Here is an 18,023-nt window from a genome sequence, read left to right as displayed (position 1 = left end):
ATCAAGCGGTCATACCGCTCCTCAGCCATCGAGTTGTTAGGATCGCCACATCATGCCAGATCTTTCGTCGTTTCCGATCGCACAACGCTGGCCGGCATCCAACCCTGACCTCCTGCAGCTCTACGCCGCGCCCACGCCCAACGGCGTCAAGGTCTCGATCATGCTCGAGGAGATCGGCCTGCCGTACGAGCCGCACTTTATCGACATCTCTAAGAACGAAAGCAAAGATCCGGCCTTCGTTTCGCTAAACCCGAATGGCCGCATACCAGCGATCATCGACCCAATGGGTCCGGACGGTAAGCCGCTCGGCGTTTGGGAATCCGGCGCGATCCTCGTTTATTTGGCGGAGAAGGCCGACCAGCTCGTCCCGAGAGCATCAGCCAAGCGCTACGAGGCGCTAAGCTGGGTATTCTTCCAGATGTCGGCGATTGGCCCGATGTTCGGTCAACTCGGCTTTTTCCTGCGCGGGGGCGGCAAGGACTATGAGGATAAGCGTCCTCAGAAGCGTTTCGCTGATGAATCCAAACGCCTCCTGGGAGTCTTAGACCGCCAACTGGACGGGCGCGACTGGATCGTCGATGACTATTCTATCGCCGACATTGCGACCCTCGGCTGGGTCAACGCCTTGGTTGGCGCCTACGACGCCGGCGACCTACTGCGGCTTAGCAATCATTCGAATGTCCAAGCGTGGCTGGATCGCGGCCTCGCGCGCCCAGCAGTCCAACGTGGGCTGCTCATTCCGGCGAGGTCAGCATGAGTGTTATCGCTGCATATTACTACAACGAGGGTCGACGTATCCGGGAAGTAGCTATCGACGAGCGCGTCGAACTCGACAAAAACCGTTCGGGCTTTTGCTGGATTGGGCTCAGCGAGCCCTCCGTCAACGAACTGAGGGCGCTTCAGGCGACCTACAATCTGCATCCTTTAGCGATCGACAACGCGATGCACCCGATATGCCCGCCCAAGCTCGAAGTTTATAACGGCGAGCTTTACGTCGTCGCCCAGACGGCTGAGCTGGTCGGGGACCGCATACGTTACGGCAAGACGGCGATCTTTACTGGCCATAACCATCTTATCACCGTTCGCCACGGCAACGCTGGTGCATTGGGCAACCTTCGAGAGCAACTCGAGCGTTCGCCCGCCCAGTTCGGAAAAGGCGTCGATTACGTCCTCCACGCGATCCTTCACCGGATCGTGGATCAGTATCTGCCCATCTTCGAAATGATCGAGGATGACGTACTTGCGATGGAAAGGCGATCGCTCGACGACTTCCTTGGGCGAGAGGACGTTGCTCGCATCTTCGGCCTGAGATGCGAGCTGACGCGCTTTCAGCGCACCCTTGGCGCTATGGCCGAGCTGGTGCGCAAGCTCGTGCGCGGACACTTTCCCTGCATCAGCGCTGAGGTGCGGCCCTACTTCAACGACGTTGCCGACCATGTTGATCGTGTCCAGTCCATGGTCGATGGCCTCCTGCAGGTGCTATCCACTGTATTCGAGTTCAGCAGCCTTCTCGAAGCGCAAAGAATCGGGGTCGTCACCCGCCAACTTGCGGCGTGGGCCGCGATCCTCGCAGTGCCGACAGCGATTGCAGGCATATACGGCATGAACTTCAAGAACATGCCGGAACTGGACACGCCTTACGGCTACTTCGTCGTGCTTGGTGTCATGCTGATGTTCTGCCTCTTCCTGTTCGTGCGGTTCAAGAAGGCCAAGTGGCTGTGATCGCTACGCGCGAGCCGCGACTAGACCCAGCAGGCTGCCGCGCGCCGTCCACGGCCGCTCTTCCGTCCCAACGTGAACTCGAGGTGCATCAATGACAGCCCAAGTGACCGACGTTCTAAAAGCAGTGCAGTCCTTCGTCGCGAAGGGCTATGACCGCGAGTACCGCGTCAAGGACGGCAACCTGGTCGATCTCGAACTGGGATCGAGGCTCGATCCATGCTCCATTCGCGTCGACGCAGCGCTGCGTCTCGAAAGCGGGGACGGTGCCGAAGATGCTTCGAACATCTACGCGATCACCGATCCCGCGACCGAGCGAAAAGGTTTGCTGATTGATGCCTTCGACGTGTTCGACGAGATCTGCCACCGTGATCTTTCCGAGCGCCTCCTGGAACATCGTGAAACAGCGCCTGCGGGCGACGAAGACGTTCCGAGCAAGCATGGGCTGCGGAAGGTCTACAAGGCCGAATTCGATCGCGAACCCGAGCGTTACGTTCTTCGAGAAGGCTTCCCCGACTTTCCGGCATGCCCGTTCGGCGGCGCATTCAGCATTCTCGGCTTCGATACCGCAGAACAGACGTATGTCTGGCTCGTGACCAGCATCATTCGGGATCCTCGGCTGATCAGGATCCCCTACCAGGGCGAAGACGTCATCATCGACGAATGACGGCGCCGACTGCGGAACGCGGCCTTTCAACGGCTTGCTCCGATAGATCGGCTTATCATTTCAAATTGCAATGCGACGAGGTGCAGATGGATTGGAATAAAGACCACATCCGGGAAACGATGCTGTCGTTGGAGACCGCTGCTCTGCAGAGCGCTCGCGACAAGTATCTCGATTATGTTTCCACGGCTCGCTTGGATCGGAGCGAGCCGATCGAGAACGACGAACAGGCACAAGCCGAGATCGCGAGCGACTTCGCCGAGGCGCTCGACGATACGCTGGACGATTACGCCGACAAGCTCGACAAGCTGAGAACAATCGACTTCGGACCGAAGACGGCGGTTACAGAAGGGGCGGTCATCAAGTTGTCGGGTCGCTACTTCGTCGTCGCGGTGTCAACGGACAAGTTCGTCTGCCATGGGCGCGAGCTTATGGGCATATCGACGATGGCGCCGATCTTCGAGGTAATCGACGGGGCTCAGGCCGGCGAGACCGTTCAATTCAACGGCCGAGAGCTGAAGGTCGAAGCTGTCTCATAGCAAACGGTCGCCAGGGCCGCAGCGCTAGTTCCGAACGCTCTGCGGCTCGTCCTGGGTTCGTATCATCGCATCGAGAGAGGCGGTGATCATCGGCGTACTCGGGCAACGTGTCGCCTTTACCTCGATTGCGGAGCGAGAGCGACCGCGTAGGCCCGCTAACACCGCTAGCATGGTCAGCAGGACAGCAGCATAGACGAACAGCCCACCGGGCCCGACACGATCCATCACCACTCCCCCGACAAGTGGTCCGGCCGCTGACGTGCCTCTGAGTTTTCATCCAGCGGCGACCAGAGTCCTTGGGTTAGTTACGCCTCGTAGCGTGGGGTGAGCAACAGGCCGGACCGCGCAGCTTTCATCCTGCGCAGCGGGTCGGCCTGTTGCGGTCAGACTGGCGGCAAAAGCCTCCGGGGTGAGGTAGCCGATCGATGAGTGCGGCCGGCGGGTGTTGTAGTCCAGCGCCCAGGCGGCGACCTTCTGGCGGGCGTGGTCGAGGCCGAAGAACAGGCTTTCGTTCAACAGTTCGTCGCGCATGCGGCCGTTGAAGGATTCCACAAACCCGTTCTGGGTCGGCTTGCCCGGCGCGATGTAGTGCCAGTCGACGCCATGATCCTGCGCCCAGGCCAGGATGGCCGTGGACGTAAACTCCGTGCCGTTGTCGCTGACGATCATGGCAGGACAGCCCCGCCGAGCGATCAGCGCTGTCAGCTCACGCGCGACGCGGCGTCCCGAGATCGAGGTGTCGGGGATCGCCGCCAGGCACTCGCGGGTGACGTCGTCGACCACGTTGAGAATGCGGAAGCGGCGGCCCGTGGCGAACTGGTCGTGCACAAAGTCCAATGACCAGCGGGCGTTCGGCCTGGCCTCGACCAGGATCGGCGCCCGTGTGCCGATGGCGCGACGACGGCAACGACGCTTACGCACCGTCAGGCCTTCCTCGCGATAGAGCCGGTAGATCCGGTTCTTGCCCGAAGGCTCGCCTTCACGTCGCAGCAGCACGAACAGCCGGCGATAACCGAACCGTCGCCGCTCGACAGCCAGGGCGCGCAGCCGCTCCCGCAGCGCCGTGTCTGGCGGGCGGCAAGAGCGATAGCGCACCGATTTGCGGTCGGCCTTGATGATGGAGCAGGCCCGCCGCTCGCTGACGCCGAACGTCGCCTTCACATGGGCGACGGCCTGGCGCATCGCCGCGGGCCCTACCACTTTTTTGAGAGCAGATCGTTCAGCGCCGCCTTGTCGAGCATGGCGTCGGCCAGCAGGCGCTTCAGCTTTCCGTTCTCATCTTCCAGGGCGCGCAGGCGCTGGGCGTCCGACACGCTCATCCCGCCGAACTTGGCTTTCCAGGCGTAGATCGTGCCCTCCGACACGCCGTGCTTGCGCGCCAGCTCGCCCGCTTTCGCGCCGGCCTCGTTCTCCCGCAGGATCCCGATGATCTGCTCTTCCGTAAATCTCGCTCGTTTCATTCCGTCCGTCCTTTCAAGGGCCGGACTCTAGCTCCGCGTGGAGGAAATTCTCAGGGGCACGTCACCGCCGTTCCGATCCCGTTGAGCAGCAGAAGCCCTCGCGCGGTGCCGAGCAGCCGCCCTGGAGGAAGGTCGTCGTTCGCGGCGGCGAGACACAGCGAGTAGATCGGGATGCCAAAACCGCCGAAGAGCGCTCCCGCCGCAAGAAGGACGGGCAAAGGGGCGTCTGCCGCCACCGACACGCCGATGGCTGCCACGGCGGATGCCAGCGCCGCTCCTGCGATGACCAGGTTCCTGGACACCCGGTCGGAGAGCCAACCGAGCGGCCATTGCAACACAAGCGTTCCTCCGAGAACTGCGGCCATGAAGGCGGAGATGCCGACGACGTCGAGACCGATCCTTTGCGCAAAATTGGGCCCCATGCCCCAGAAGCCGCCTATGGCCAGCCCGGCCAAGAAGACGCCGATCGACGCCAAGGGCGAAACAGAAAAGAGATCCCTGAATGCAACCGACTCGTGCCGTACATCGGCCGGCGAATGACTGGGAAGTAGAGTGATCGGAACCACTGCGGCAGATATCAGCAGCGAGACGATGAGGAAAAGTGTAACATCGGCGGGTGGAGCGATGTTGAGGAGCGCCTGTCCGGTCGCCCAAGAACCCATGGATACAACGCCGAAAATCGACAAAAGCTGACCGCATGTGGATTGAACCGCGTGGGCATTGAGCCAGCTTTCCGTTGCGAGGATCATACCCGCATATGCGAAGCCGGTCACGAGCCGAAGCGGCATCCAAGCTACCGGATCTACGAACGCTACATGGAGAAGGGCGGTCATCGATGCGATCGCCGCAAAGCCGGCGAAGGTCCGTACGTGCCCCACCGACACAATGATGCGAGGCAAAACCAGCGCGCCAATCGTGAAGCCTGCGAAGTAGAACGACATCATCGCGCTGATCGCAGCGGCCGAGAAGCCCTCCTGACCAGCTCTGACGATCAAAAGCGTGCCCAGCAGCCCGTTGCCGAGCAGCAAGATGGCGACGCTCAACAGCAAGGCGGCTACTGGCGCGAGGACGAGGCCACGCGTGCAAGCAGCCTTCACATTGTCCATTACCTGGCTCATTTGAGAGCCTGATGTGGAACACGATACTCTGCAGCGCTGATGAATTGATCAAAAGCCTCGCACCAGATGACAACTGCACTGTAATCGTCAACATCGACGCCTCTGGGCACCTGCAATATAAACCCATTGAAGGTCTTCACATCGCCCAGCCTAACCGAAGAGCTTTTGATCTCGAGGAAGGCCGCCTTGGTCTCGACGAACCGGGGCGCGAGGTAGAGCTTGTAATCCGGACCAGGCGAAAGACGCCCTAGGTGCGCGATCCGATCGGGCGCAATCCGAACTTCTCCAGTGCCCCAATGGAGGAGATCACTGCCTTCCAGATCGCGCGCAAATCGACCAAAATAGACCGCTTCAGAAGCAGAGTTTTGAAGCGCAACTTCAGTGGGCGAAGGCGGCGCAGTCAGGATAGGCAGCAGGTAGATCCCGCCGGCGAAGCCTACGGACAAGACGAGGATGTGAGTGGCGGTTAGGATCAGCCAACGCGGCATAGATCACGCCCGCTCGAATTCTGCCACAAGACGATCCGCATCGAGATGAAAGTCAGAAAAGACAATGTGACCATCGGCATCGATCACCACGAACCACGGCGTTCCCCGGGTGTGGTAATCCCCCATAAACGTTGGGAACGGTGCGCCTGGCAGTGGCTCGTCGTGACCGAAGGCGACAGGTAGGCCGTACTGAAGCTGATTGACGCGCAATTTTTCGAACGTATTCTCTTGGGCGCCTTCGAAGACGGTTTGGATGACGGCAAACCCGACGCCCCTGGATTCCAACGCCCCATGCAACCTTTGAAGCGTGGGAAAGCCATGCAGATGGCAGCCACGGCACCAGTGCTGGAATGCGAACAGAATCTTCGGCCCGGGACCGATGTCTGAAAGCTTGATGGACGCATCGAGGCGGTGTCCATCCTCGCCGATCCAATGCTGCACACGAAGCTCGGGCGCTTGCGGTCCGGTCTCTCTCACCGATTTCTCCAACCTCAATGCAGCAGGCCATGTCTGGCCGGTGATGGCGGCGACAGACGAACTGCTGCACGTATCTGCGCTGTTCGTCTTGAGGTCTCTTGATCGATAAGATCGGGATTTCTTTCGAACTATGCCTCAGAAAACCAGGATTTCGGCAGCCACGACTATGAATTGTTATGATAGACAATTCCAATAGCTGCTCAGCATAGTTTCTATACCCTTGGCCGACGCTGGGCCGCCTCTCGCCTCAGCGCTCCCTCGACTATTCTAAGAAGCTATCGAAACTATAGCGAACAGGCATTGGTCAAACTTGGCGATATGCCTCTATAGTATCTAGGCAATCGTCGTAACTCATAGTGGGCGAAATCATCTTAATACTGCAACGAACACCGGTGATCTAATATCCGACCTATCGGAAAGCATGACCTTTGCTTACGCTACGTTCTTGCTCCTAATAGTCTGTGATGAACCCGGTTTCGGTCTGTCGTGACAAGCAAGGGGGTTGGGCATGGTCACCAGAGGTTTTACGGGCCGCGGCTCAGGCGGCGACCACTCGAACCGAGTTCCGCCTGGTCAGCACCTCGTTGAGAATTTTCCGGTTCTGACAGCGGGACCGACGCCGCGCATTGAGACATCCGACTGGAAGTTCACGGTCAAGATCGGCCCGAGACCCATTAAGGTCTGGAATTGGGGCGAGTTCAACGCGCTGCCCAAGACGAAGGTGACCAAAGACATTCACTGTGTGACGTCCTGGTCCAAGCTCGATACTGCATGGGAAGGCGTGCTCATCGAGGACATCCTTGCGGCAGCAGGGATTGAGCGGCCAACCGAATTCGTCTTGGCGCATTGCTACGATGGGTATTCGACGAATGTTCCCTTGGCCGACATGTTGTCGGGGAAGGCGATGGTCGCTCTGAACTATGAGGGCCAGCCGCTTCCGCGCGACCATGGAGGACCGGCGCGCCTCCTCGTTCCCCACCTATACTTCTGGAAGTCCGCAAAGTGGGTGAACGCGCTGCAATTCACAACGCGCGATGAAGCCGGCTTCTGGGAGCTGCGTGGTTACCACATCTACGGCGATCCTTGGCGCGAGCAAAGATACACCCATGACTGAGATCGGCGCGCAACCCGCATCGTGGCAGTCCTGCTTCATCGACGGAATCGTCCAACAGACTCCGAGTATCAAGAGCTTCTTCCTGCGGTTGGGGAACCCGTTCACTCATGTCGCGGGCCAGCATGTCGATGTCCGTCTGACCGCGCCGGACGGCTACACCGCGATGCGAAGCTATTCGATCGCCTCGTCGCCCGCTTCATCTCCGATCCTCGAACTCGCCATCGAGCGCCTTCACGATGGCGAGGTCTCACCGTTCTTCCATGATATCGCAGCAACCGGCGACGAGATCGAACTCCGCGGACCGCTCGGTGGCCATTTCCTATGGCCGGAGCCCGCTGACGAGCCAGTCCTACTGATGGGAGCGGGCTCCGGCGTGGTGCCGCTGATGGCGATGATCCGCCAGCGCCGATCCCTAGCGCAGTCGGTCCCGGTTGCGCTGCTCCTGTCGGCGCGGACCGCCCAAGACGTGCTGTTCTCGAGGGAACTGCACACAATTGAAACGGACGACCCGGCATTCAGCTTGGCGCTGGCGATAACCCGCGAGGCGCCCATGCGCGCGTCGGACTTTGATCGGCGCATCGACAGCTTGATGGTCAAGGAGACAATCTCCCGTCTCGGCCGAAACCCTTCGCAGGTCTTCGTCTGCGGCTCCAACGGCTTCGTCACCATCGCAACGGATGGTGCGCTCTCGGCAGGCCTGGACCCCTCCATCATCAAGACTGAGCGTTATGGTGGTTAAACGCAGCGAAGCGCCCACGCTCATTCTTTTTCAACTTTCGATGTCCGGGAGATCAGTATGAGCCGCTTTGCTGAACCTGTTTTCGTAGCGGCTGGGCTACGGACACCCTTCGGCCGAGGTAGCGGGGCGTTGGCCAACTACGACGCGGTCTCGTTATCAGTGCCTGTGGTCCAGGCGATGGCGAATCTTGCGGAGCCCGACCTGGCTGTTTGGGGAACCGTCATACCCAACCTGGGATGGAGCAACATCGCTCGGGAAGTTTGGCTGGACGCCAAGCTCAACCCCAGCATCCCCGCGTTCTCCGTTGTCCTAGCGTGCTCGACCAGCATGACTGCAACCTTCGCTGCGGCAGGACTGCTTGGTGGCGGGACCGACCTGACAATGGTCGGCGGCGCAGAGGTCATGAGCAGGCCATCGCTTGCCTTAACCGCAGAAGCATCCAAGCGACTGACCGATCTGTTCGGGCAGGATCCGGCCGCGGCACTTTCGGCGCTGCAATCGCTGACGCCGCACGACTTCGTGCTTCCAACCAAGGGGTGGGCCAACCGCATCACCGGTCGGACGATGGGCGATCACATGGAGGAGACCGCCAAAGCTTGGCGTGTCTCGCGCGAAGCACAGGACGACTGGGCTCTAAAGAGCCACCAGCGAGCCGTCGCCGGCTGGGACAACGGCTTCTTCGACGACCTTGTCACCTCTCTGCCGGAGCTGGCGCGCGACGCGAACCCGCGAGCAGATACGTCTGCCGAGCGCCTCGCCGCCCTAAAGCCAGCCTTCGATCGGGAGAGCGGACAGGGCAGCCTGACGGCCGGCAACAGTTCCCCCATCACCGATGGAGCGGCCGGCTGCTGGGTTGCCAACGACGCGGGTCTGAGGAGACTCCCCGCCGGTACGCCTTTCGCGCGGCTCGTCGACTACGAAGTGTCGGCAGTCGACCTCCATACGGAAGGGCTCCTGATGGCGCCTTCCTACGGGATACCGCGCTTGCTCGCGCGGCATCGCCTCGGCTTCTCCGACATCGCTCTGTGGGAGATCCACGAAGCGTTCGCCGCCCAGGTGTTGGCCAATGTCGCGGCCATCGCCGATCCGGATTGGGTACGCGAAAAGGCCGGCGTCGAGGCCGCCATGGGCGAGTTCGATTGGACTCGGGTCAACCCCAATGGCGGTTCGGTAGCCATCGGACATCCCTTCGGGGCGACCGGCGCGCGCGATCTTAGCCAAGCGGTGAAGGAACTGTGGGCCCTGCCGGTGGGGTCGCGCGGGATCGTCAGCATCTGCGCTGACGGCGGCCAGGGCACCGTTGCTCTTCTTGAACGCGTTTGACCGGAGGATATTGATGAAGGCAATCCGCTTCCACGAATTCGGTGCTCCCGGCGTACTCCGCTATGAGGATGCTCCAAAGCCCGCCGTCAGGCCAGGCGAGGTTCTCGTCCGAGTGCATGCGGCTGGCCTCAATCCTCCGGATTGGTATCTCAGAGAAGGGTACAAGGCGCTGCCCCCCGAGTGGAGACCGCCGATCGAGTTGCCGGCCATACCCGGCTCGGACGTGTCCGGGATCGTTGAGGCTGTCGCCCCGGATGTCACAGCGTTTTCACCGGGTGACGAAGTTTTTGGAATGATCCGATTCCCAAGTTTTGGCGAAAGCCTGGGATACGCAGAGTACGTTTCGGCACCGGCATCAGATCTGGCGCTAAAACCTCGCGGCCTCGACCATGTTCATGCCGCTGCAGCGCCGATGTCGGGACTGACCGCGTGGCAGTACCTGATAGAGCTGGGTCATAGCGAACCCAATCCCCTGCAGCCCGGGAGGCACGACCCGGTCCCGTTGGAAGGCAAAAGCGTCATGATCAATGGCGCCGGCGGCGGTGTCGGTCACCTCGCACTGCAGTTAGCAAAACACAAGGGCGCGCGCGTGATAGCTATTGCGTCAGGCCGACACGAGACATTTCTGCGCGATCTCGGCGCAGACGAATTCATCGACTACACGAAAATCAAGGCGGAAGACTCGGTGCGCGAGGTGGACCTCGTCGTCGATGCAGTAGGTGGCCCGACAGCCAGTCGCTTCTTGCGTTCGATACGTCGCGGCGGCGCGCTTTTTCCAATCTTTCCGCTTGGCTTCGCGGGACACGATGAAGCCGCTAACCTTGGCGTTACGGTCTCTGCAACACAGGTACGATCCAACGGAGCCCAACTCGCCGAGTTAGGCCGATTGCTGGACAGCGGGACCGTTCGCGTCGCGGTCGATAGCACGTACCCCCTCTCGGAAGCGGCTGCCGCCCACGAGCGTGCTGAGGCGGGTCATATTCAAGGCAAGATTGTCCTCATCGTCGAAGGTGGCGATGCTGCAGTGACGCGTGAGGCTGGGACATCGGGCGGGCAGTGGCCGCCTCGCGTGCAAGGACATTGACGTGCTGAGCCTGAGCGCCAGTGCGGCCGACGCGGGGGCGGTTCAGCGAGCGAAGGCGCTTGCTGAACTCATGGTTCTCGACACACCGGACGAGCAGTCCTTCGACGATCTCGTGTTCGTTGCGGCTAAGGCCTGTGGCGTTCCTATCGCTCTGATCACGCTTCTCGACACCGACCGACAATGGTTCAAGGCCAAGTACGGGCTCGACGTGTGCGAGACGGATATCGAACATTCGGTCTGTCGGATCGACATCGACAAAGGCGACCTCCTAGAGATCGTCGATTTGACAGCCGATGCGCGAACGAAACGCAATCCACTTGTCACCGGCGAGAAGCACTTCAGGGCATATGCTGGCGCGCCGCTTGTCCTTCGATCCGGGGCGGTAGTCGGTCGGCTGTGTGTTATCGATACCGCTCCGCGGCCGGCAGGGCTGAGCGAGATGGAAAGGGCGATGCTCCAGGCGCTTGCCCGTCTCGCCAGCGAGAATCTCGAACTGCGTCGGATCGCCAAGGCTAGCGAGCGCCTAACTGAACTCCAGACTGCTCTTGTTGAGATCGGTGAGGTAATCCGCAGCAGTAGCGGCACAGAGGAGATGACGTCTGGCACCTCTGCCATCGTTGGTCGGACCCTCGCCACGGACCGAGCCGGGTTTGGAACCGTCGACCATGACGTCGAGACGATCAACGTTGAAACACACTGGACCGCACCGGGTGTGATGAGCATCGCCGGTCGACACCGGCTTGACGAGTTTGGGAGTTTGCACAAGCCACTCGTCGATGGCGACCCTCTGATAGTTAGGGACGCCCTGTCTGACGAGCGCGCGCTGCACAATCTCGATGGCGCGTTGCGAATTGGTATTCGCGCAGTGATCGACATGCCAGTGCGCGATCAGGGCAAGACAATTGCCGTTTTCTTTGTGCATTGCGGCACCCCCCGGCTCTGGCCCGCCGAAGAGATTGCATTCTTGCGGAGCGCTGCAGACCGACTTGAGGCAGGGGTCGCTCGGCATCGTGCCGAGCAGCGCCAGCACATCGTAAATGGTGAAATCGCGCATCGCCTGAAGAATACGCTCACCATGGTTCAGGCTATCGCGAGCCAAACCTTGCGAACCGTCACCGACCGCGATGCTGTTTACGCCTTCGAGGGCCGGCTGATGGCATTGAGCGCAGCACACGACGCCCTGCTCCAGACAAGCTGGACACAGGCTGATCTCCAAGCTGTTGCGGCGACCGTCATAGAAGCGATCGGATTTTCGGATCGGGTTAGAATGGCCGGATTGCCCGTGGCGCTAGGGCCAAGAGCGGCGCTGTCCTTTTCCCTCATCGTGCACGAACTTCTAACGAACGCCTGCAAGTACGGCGCTCTGACGAACGACTATGGGAAGGTGTCGCTGTCTTGGGGCGTCGAAGACAGCCAGGACGGCGATCTGCTGAAGATCGAGTGGCGAGAGCAGGGCGGACCTCCCGTTGTGCCGCCGACGCGTAAAGGCTTCGGCTCAAAGCTAATCAGCATCGGTTTGGTCGGTACTGGTGGCGTCGATCTTCGCTTCGATCCAGAAGGCCTCGCGGCGGACCTGCATGCCTCTATGCGCCAGTTGGTCCAGGCTTGATGGAGTACGTGTGTGGAATGAATAAACCAGTGGTGCTTGTCGTGGAAGATGAGCCACTTCTCCGTCTCTTTGCATCGGACATGATTGAAGAAGCCGGCTTCGAAGTGCTGGAAGCATCAGATGCCTCTGCTGCGCTCGTGGCTTTGGAAGAACGGCGCGACATCCGGGTCGTCTTCACCGACGTGGACATGCCGGGCGGCATCGACGGCATCATGCTGGCCATCCGTATTCGAAACAAATGGCCGACCATTCAGATCATAATCACGTCCGGAAGGCCGTGGCCGGAAGAGGCTGTTGTCCCACCGGATATTCCATTCTTTTCCAAGCCATACCGGCAAGACCGGGTGCTGGATGCGGTCAGGAAAATGGCTGCGTGATGACCTGGATCTTGCGGCCTTCCTCAAATCAGCCGTCACGTAGTTTTGCGCCCTCGCTCCCAGCCGTTCGAGAGTCGCGGTGATACTTAGGTTCTGCCGCGAAGGACTCACGTCACGCGTCAACGATTGGAGATGCAAAATGAAGCCAGAGGTCCTCCTCTATGTCACGAGTTGGTGCCCATACTGCCGCCGAGCGAAAGCGCTGCTTACAAAAAAGGGGGTGGCGTTCACGGAAGTCGACATCGAGGCTAGTGCGGAAAACCGAAAAGCGATGATCGACGTCTCAGGTCGAAGCACCGTGCCGCAGATATTCATCAACGGCACGCATGTGGGCGGGTCTGACGAACTCCATGCCCTCGATGCCAGAGGCGGGCTCGACCAGCTACTCGCCATCGAACGGCCACCAGTGACGTGAAATGGAGGAGAAAGAATTCGATACGGCTTTCGCTAGGCTACCGGACGGATATAGCGAGGGCACTTACAAAGCCCGGCGCTTCGGCGTTACAGTCCGCCGCTCCAAAGATGGCCGACGTAACAGCCTTTTTGCCCGAGAGCTGGCTGGAACCGACATCATCAGCTTCAACCTGTACCGCGTCTCAGCGGGCAAGGCTTCACTCAAGCCGTGTGAGATGTCTGCAGAAAAGGTCGTGGCATTCGTGCTCAGCTTTCGACCGGACGCATGAGCTTGGCTTCACCGCTAAACGCCGTGACCGTGATGGGCGCGAACCTGGGCCCCTAGGCTCCTTTCTGGTCGCCTGAACTATCGAAACTATAGTTACAGGTCATTGGACTTCGTCCTGAGGTAAATTCATTTTCTGTACCTTAGCGTGCGAAAGAATCGGCGCTGGTCTCTTGTGCAAGCCATCATTGAGGAAGTCCAAGCGATGACAGACTCCAGTGCTGAAACCGCGCCTTCACCATCTGACCTGGACGAAAGCGCGACCATGACGGTCGCGGATGCGCTGAAGATCATTTTGGCGAACAGCTATGCGGTCTACCTCAAGACCAAGAACTTTCACTGGCATGTCTCGGGCCCGTACTTCAGGGACTACCACCTGCTTCTCGACGAGCAAGCTGCGGAGATCCTCGCTGCTACCGATGCTATGGCTGAGCGCGCCCGGAAGACCGGTAATACGACCATCCGATCGATCGGCGATATCGCCCGCCACCAGACGATCAAGGACAACGACGCGGAGTTCGTCACGCCTCAGGACATGCTGGCGGAATTGCGCGCTGATAATCTTCACATGGTCGAGTCGCTGCGTCGCGCAAAGGACGTCGCCGACCAGGCGAAGGACAATGCGACCTCCGGCCTGATCGATACCTGGACCGACGAGGCGGAACGCCGTGCGTGGTTTCTTTTCGAAGTCAGCCGATAGGATTGCTGCTCAACGGATCGGATCGTTTCATGGCGTCTAACGATGCGCAGACCCAGTTTATGGAGACAGAGAGTGGTAGGATAGCCTTCGACGACACGGGCGGAACCGGACCTGTCGTCATCGGAATTCCGGGAATGGGCGACTTGCGATCCGAGTACCGCCTCGTGAAGCCTATGCTGCAGCATGCGGGATGCCGAGTGGTGACGATGGACGTCCGCGGGTTCGGAGAATCGTCGGCCGAGTGGCCGGACTACTCTGCGCGAGCGGTCAGCCGTGACGCCATCTCCATCCTCCAACAGTTGGGTGCCGGTCCAGCCACGATCATGGGCAACTCGTTCGCGGCCGGGTCTGCGCTCTGGGCTGCCAGGGAGTCTCCTGGCCTCGTCAACGGGGTGGTGCTGCTCGGGCCGATTGTCCGCGATCTTCCCCTCAAGACGATCCAGAAACTTGTCCTCTCGCTCGGATGCGCAGGCCCGTGGCGTACTTGGTTCTGGACCACGTACTGGAGCAGCCTTTTTCCGACGAAGCCGGCACCGGATCATGCTGAAGTGAAAGCGGCAATCGCCGCAAACCTCCGAGAGCCAAAACGCATGCAGGCTCTCTTGAAGATGCTGTCATTGTCGAAGTCTGACACCGCAGCGATCCTAGACGAAGTCTCCGTGCCGAGCCTCATCGTGATGGGCTCGAAGGATCCAGACTTCCCGGACCCCGTCGAAGAAGCTCGGAGCTTGGCTTCGAGGCTCAATGCCGAAACCATGATTGTTGCGGGCGCCGGGCACTACCCTCATGTAGAAATGGCGGACGATGTCGGACAGCGGATCATCGCGTTCGTCCGCCAGCTCGATAAGTCCGGCCCAGCCGTTGTGCCTTTGCGTAGGAGTTGAGGATGGCAAAGGTCGGCTTTGGTGGAGGCTGCCACTGGTGCACCGAGGGTGTTTTCCAAGCGTTGCGCGGCGTCACGCAGGTCGACCAGGGTTTTCTACAATCGATGGCGCCGGCAGACACCTGGGCGGAGGGGGTGATCGTCACCTTCGATCCCACGGTCATTGGATTGACGACGCTGTCCGAGGTCCATCTCAGGACGCACTCCGCCACTCGAGCCCGTTCGCTCCAAAGCAAATACCGCAGTGCAATTTACATATTTGAAGAGAGCCAGCGACATGAAGCTGAGCAAGCGGTTGCCCGCTTGGGCGAAGAGTCTAGCGAGACAGTGCACACCTTGGTGCTATCGTTTGCAGGCTTTAAGGCGTCGGATGCGCGCTACCAGAACTACTATCGAACCGATCCGAGTAGGCCTTTCTGTCAGCGCTACATTGATCCGAAGCTGGCGTATATTCGACAGCACTATTCAGCGTTTGCTCTGCCCAGATAGCCTGAAAGAGCGCTTAGGCATCCTTCCCCCGAGCCAGCACCGTATGCTCGGTGAACGCGATGGCTAGTCCAACATAGATGGCTTATCACAGGACGGGGTAGCGGCTGGGCCGAGCCTCATATTTGGACAAAAGGCGTTTCTTTCCTCGCCCGCACACCCGCTACAAAGTCCCCACCGGAACGGCCCACAATTCCATAGCGCAGCATCTGACCGGCGCCGGGCGCTGGCGAAGGCATCGCGGCCGAACCCGCCTATGTGCCCCCTACGCTATCCGTTTCTCCGACACCTGCCCGGAACACCTTCCACGGCTGTGAATGACGCAGCATGTATGTCCGTGCGGAAGCGTGAGGCACCGATTCCGGGCACTCAAATACAAGCCCGAAAGCGGCCTGAGGAGACTACCGCTACGATCAACTGAAGACGCGGCGGGACGGCCTGGATCGTGCAGCCGAAGGAGGCGATAGTGTCAGATAGCAAATTCCTTACCCCTGACGAGGTGGCTGAACGCTACCGTGGCGGCATTTCAGTCGGGACTCTTCGAAATTGGCGCGCGATGCGTCTCGGACCGTCCTACGTGAAAATTGGCAAAGCTGTGCTTTATCCCCTCGATGAGCTTGATGCGTGGGACGAAAAGAATAAGGTCCAGTGCCGTGCATCAAAGGGCCTCGAAGAGCGCACGTATGATCAGCCGTGATCGTCACGCTCGGTCATCGCGAACCGCCCCCAATCCCCGGAACCATTCGGCACCTCTAAGCGAAGTAGATCATATAAATCAACACGTTATGCGGACCATATGGATGGTCCACAATCACCCTTCCGGCGACCCGACTCCGTCGCGGGCTGACATCGACATGACGAAGACGATCGTGGAAACCGCCCGTCCGCTTGGTATCACTGTTCATGACCACATCATCATCGGCAAGGATGGGCATGCCAGCCTCAAAGGGTTGAGACTTATGTGAATTCCCGGATCGGATGGGCGTTCCTTCATCCGATTGAAACGGTTTGCTGCCAGATTCGGTTGACGGAAATTGCACGGCGAAGACGGTTGCTGCACCGCAATGGGTCTTCCCGCAAAAGGCTGAGGCAATCTCACATGCAGGAATTTGATCTCGTCGTCGTGGGCAGCGGCCCCGCAGGCCGCCGCGGCGCTATCCAGGCGGCCAAGCTCGGGCGCAAGGTTCTCGTCATCGAACAGGGCAAGCGTGTCGGCGGCGTCTCGGTGCATACCGGCACCATTCCCTCCAAGACGCTGCGCGAAACGGCGCTGAACCTTTCCGGCTGGCGCGAGCGCGGCTTCTACGGCCGCGCCTACCGCGTGAAGCAGGAAATCAGCGCCGACGACCTGCGCCGCCGCCTGCTCATCACGCTCGATCATGAGGTGGAGGTGCTGGAGCACCAGTTTGCCAGAAACCGCGTGCAGCATATCCGCGGCAAGGCGAAGTTCGTGGCGGCGGACGTGCTGGAAATCCTCAAGGACGACGGTGAAATCGTTCAGGTGAAGGGCAAGGGAATCATGCTCGCCGTCGGCACGAAACCCTATCGGCCGGAGAGCATTCCCTTCGATGGCGTCAGCGTGCTCGACAGCGACGAACTGCTCGACATCAAGGAACTGCCGCGCTCGATAGCGGTCATCGGCGCGGGCGTCATCGGCATCGAATATGCCACGATCTTCTCCGCGCTCGACACGCAGGTCACGGTCATCGATCCCAAGCCGACAATCCTCGACTTCATCGATCGCGAGATCGTCGAGGAATTCGTCCACGACCTGCGCGACCGGAACATGAAGCTGATCCTCGGCCAGAAGGCCGACAAGGTGGAGAAGCTCGAAAACGGCAAGTGCGAGATCACGCTGGACAACGGCCGCCATGTCACCTGCGACATGGTGCTCTATGCCGCCGGCCGCGTCGGCGCGACGGACAGCCTGAACCTTGCCGCCGCCGGCCTCACCGCCGATTCGCGCGGCCGCCTCAGCGTAACCCCGGAAACTTTCCAGACGGAAGTGCCGCATATCTACGCCGCCGGCGACGTCGTCGGCTTCCCGAGCCTTGCCTCCACCTCCATGGAACAGGGCCGCATCGCCGCCCGCGTCGCCGTCGGGGCCATTGCCAAGGAGCCGCCGAAATATTTCCCCTACGGCATCTATGCCGTGCCGGAAATCTCGACCTGCGGCCTTACCGAGGAAGAGGTCAAGGAACGCGGCATTCCCTATGAATGCGGCATGGCGCGTTTCCGCGAGACCTCGCGCGGCCACATCATGGGCCTCAATTCCGGCCTCCTGAAAATGATCTTCTCGCTGAAGACGCGCCGCCTGCTCGGCGTGCATATCGTCGGCGAAGGCGCGACCGAGCTGGTGCATATCGGCCAGGCCGTGCTGAACCTGAAGGGCACCGTCGAATATTTCGTGGAAAATACCTTCAACTACCCGACGCTCGCCGAAGCCTACAAGATCGCCGGCCTCGACGCCTGGAACCGCATGGGCGACCTCTCGCAGCAGGAGTGACGCGCTCCGGCGCGTCATCATTGAAACGCCCAAATGCAAAAAGGCCGCCCAAGGGCGG

The 18,023-nt window shown here is 60.3% G+C and carries 21 protein-coding genes and 1 pseudogene; 18 read left to right on the top strand and 4 right to left on the bottom strand.

Annotated features, from left to right (window positions below; all coding sequences use genetic code 11):
- The first annotated feature begins 52 nt into the window (after window positions 1-52).
- From K8M09_RS07335 to K8M09_RS07320, 4 genes are all read left to right on the top strand, one after another.
- Complete coding sequence (locus K8M09_RS07335; protein ID WP_037520577.1) at window positions 53-757, top strand: glutathione S-transferase N-terminal domain-containing protein; 705 nt, start codon at window positions 53-55, stop codon at window positions 755-757.
- Entirely contained in the window at window positions 754-1,722 is a 969-nt protein-coding gene (locus K8M09_RS07330) for a magnesium and cobalt transport protein CorA (RefSeq protein ID WP_037520579.1), read from the top strand. The genes K8M09_RS07335 and K8M09_RS07330 overlap by 4 nt, the downstream gene beginning before the upstream one ends.
- A gap of 103 nt (window positions 1,723-1,825) precedes the next feature.
- Window positions 1,826-2,386 carry a hypothetical protein gene (locus tag K8M09_RS07325; RefSeq protein WP_229342198.1) on the top strand — a complete coding sequence of 187 codons (561 nt, stop codon included), beginning with the start codon at window positions 1,826-1,828 and terminating at the stop codon, window positions 2,384-2,386.
- A gap of 86 nt (window positions 2,387-2,472) precedes the next feature.
- The gene (locus K8M09_RS07320; RefSeq protein ID WP_037520719.1) at window positions 2,473-2,922 is read left to right on the top strand and encodes a hypothetical protein; all 450 of its coding nucleotides are present in this window, start codon (window positions 2,473-2,475) and stop codon (window positions 2,920-2,922) included.
- Window positions 2,923-3,195: 273 nt separating this feature from the next.
- Here the strand turns inward: K8M09_RS07320 and K8M09_RS07315 are convergent.
- The 4 genes from K8M09_RS07315 to K8M09_RS07300 form a co-directional block, all read right to left on the bottom strand.
- A protein-coding gene (locus tag K8M09_RS07315) for an IS3 family transposase (RefSeq protein ID WP_160784603.1) occupies window positions 3,196-4,382 on the bottom strand; the annotation gives its coding sequence in 2 pieces (ribosomal slippage) (window positions 3,196-4,121 and window positions 4,121-4,382; 1,188 coding nt in all).
- A 50-nt stretch (window positions 4,383-4,432) separates the two neighbouring features.
- Window positions 4,433-5,488, bottom strand: coding sequence for an MFS transporter (locus K8M09_RS07310; RefSeq protein ID WP_229342196.1), 1,056 nt, complete (start codon window positions 5,486-5,488; stop codon window positions 4,433-4,435).
- An 8-nt stretch (window positions 5,489-5,496) separates the two neighbouring features.
- Window positions 5,497-5,988 (bottom strand): DM13 domain-containing protein, encoded by a 492-nt coding sequence (locus tag K8M09_RS07305; protein WP_037520587.1) that lies wholly within the window; start codon window positions 5,986-5,988, stop codon window positions 5,497-5,499.
- A 3-nt stretch (window positions 5,989-5,991) separates the two neighbouring features.
- Window positions 5,992-6,465 (bottom strand): TlpA family protein disulfide reductase, encoded by a 474-nt coding sequence (locus K8M09_RS07300; RefSeq protein ID WP_037520721.1) that lies wholly within the window; start codon window positions 6,463-6,465, stop codon window positions 5,992-5,994.
- Between the two features lie 508 nt (window positions 6,466-6,973).
- Between K8M09_RS07300 and K8M09_RS07295 the strand changes: the two genes are divergently transcribed.
- The 14 genes and pseudogenes from K8M09_RS07295 to sthA all read left to right on the top strand — a co-directional run bounded on the left by K8M09_RS07295 (window position 6,974) and on the right by sthA (window position 17,965).
- The gene (locus tag K8M09_RS07295) at window positions 6,974-7,579 is read left to right on the top strand and encodes a sulfite oxidase-like oxidoreductase (RefSeq protein ID WP_037520588.1); all 606 of its coding nucleotides are present in this window, start codon (window positions 6,974-6,976) and stop codon (window positions 7,577-7,579) included.
- A complete protein-coding gene (locus K8M09_RS07290; RefSeq protein WP_037520589.1) occupies window positions 7,572-8,318 on the top strand; it encodes a ferredoxin reductase in 747 nt (248 codons plus the stop codon). Before K8M09_RS07295 ends, K8M09_RS07290 begins: the two co-directional genes overlap by 8 nt.
- Window positions 8,319-8,447: 129 nt before the next feature.
- Complete coding sequence (locus K8M09_RS07285; RefSeq protein WP_229342193.1) at window positions 8,448-9,641, top strand: acetyl-CoA C-acyltransferase; 1,194 nt, start codon at window positions 8,448-8,450, stop codon at window positions 9,639-9,641.
- 13 nt (window positions 9,642-9,654) lie between these two features.
- Window positions 9,655-10,725 (top strand): NADP-dependent oxidoreductase, encoded by a 1,071-nt coding sequence (locus K8M09_RS07280; RefSeq protein ID WP_051886774.1) that lies wholly within the window; start codon window positions 9,655-9,657, stop codon window positions 10,723-10,725.
- Window position 10,726: 1 nt separating this feature from the next.
- Window positions 10,727-12,334 (top strand): sensor histidine kinase, encoded by a 1,608-nt coding sequence (locus tag K8M09_RS07275; protein ID WP_051886776.1) that lies wholly within the window; start codon window positions 10,727-10,729, stop codon window positions 12,332-12,334.
- A 17-nt stretch (window positions 12,335-12,351) separates the two neighbouring features.
- A complete protein-coding gene (locus tag K8M09_RS07270; RefSeq protein ID WP_037520727.1) occupies window positions 12,352-12,711 on the top strand; it encodes a response regulator in 360 nt (119 codons plus the stop codon).
- A 139-nt stretch (window positions 12,712-12,850) separates the two neighbouring features.
- Complete coding sequence (gene grxC, locus K8M09_RS07265) at window positions 12,851-13,126, top strand: glutaredoxin 3 (RefSeq protein ID WP_037520591.1); 276 nt, start codon at window positions 12,851-12,853, stop codon at window positions 13,124-13,126.
- A 1-nt stretch (window position 13,127) separates the two neighbouring features.
- Window positions 13,128-13,394, top strand: a complete 267-nt coding sequence (locus tag K8M09_RS07260) for a hypothetical protein (protein ID WP_037520592.1) — start codon at window positions 13,128-13,130, stop codon at window positions 13,392-13,394.
- Window positions 13,395-13,595: 201 nt separating this feature from the next.
- Window positions 13,596-14,090 (top strand): Dps family protein, encoded by a 495-nt coding sequence (locus K8M09_RS07255; RefSeq protein ID WP_037520728.1) that lies wholly within the window; start codon window positions 13,596-13,598, stop codon window positions 14,088-14,090.
- A 29-nt stretch (window positions 14,091-14,119) separates the two neighbouring features.
- Window positions 14,120-14,974, top strand: coding sequence for an alpha/beta fold hydrolase (locus tag K8M09_RS07250; RefSeq protein ID WP_051886777.1), 855 nt, complete (start codon window positions 14,120-14,122; stop codon window positions 14,972-14,974).
- A gap of 2 nt (window positions 14,975-14,976) precedes the next feature.
- Complete coding sequence (locus K8M09_RS07245; RefSeq protein WP_037520593.1) at window positions 14,977-15,462, top strand: peptide-methionine (S)-S-oxide reductase; 486 nt, start codon at window positions 14,977-14,979, stop codon at window positions 15,460-15,462.
- A gap of 463 nt (window positions 15,463-15,925) precedes the next feature.
- The gene (locus K8M09_RS07240) at window positions 15,926-16,156 is read left to right on the top strand and encodes a helix-turn-helix transcriptional regulator (RefSeq protein ID WP_037520594.1); all 231 of its coding nucleotides are present in this window, start codon (window positions 15,926-15,928) and stop codon (window positions 16,154-16,156) included.
- A 103-nt stretch (window positions 16,157-16,259) separates the two neighbouring features.
- Window positions 16,260-16,424 (top strand): annotated as a pseudogene (locus K8M09_RS07235) (JAB domain-containing protein); the annotation flags it as partial.
- Between the two features lie 134 nt (window positions 16,425-16,558).
- On the top strand, window positions 16,559-17,965 hold the full coding sequence (gene sthA, locus K8M09_RS07230) for a Si-specific NAD(P)(+) transhydrogenase (RefSeq protein ID WP_160784604.1): 1,407 nt from the start codon (window positions 16,559-16,561) through the stop codon (window positions 17,963-17,965).
- Window positions 17,966-18,023: the final 58 nt, after the last annotated feature.

Source organism: Shinella zoogloeoides, from assembly GCF_020883495.1.
Taxonomy (GTDB): domain Bacteria; phylum Pseudomonadota; class Alphaproteobacteria; order Rhizobiales; family Rhizobiaceae; genus Shinella; species Shinella zoogloeoides.
This window is presented reverse-complemented; position numbering and strand designations above follow the sequence as displayed.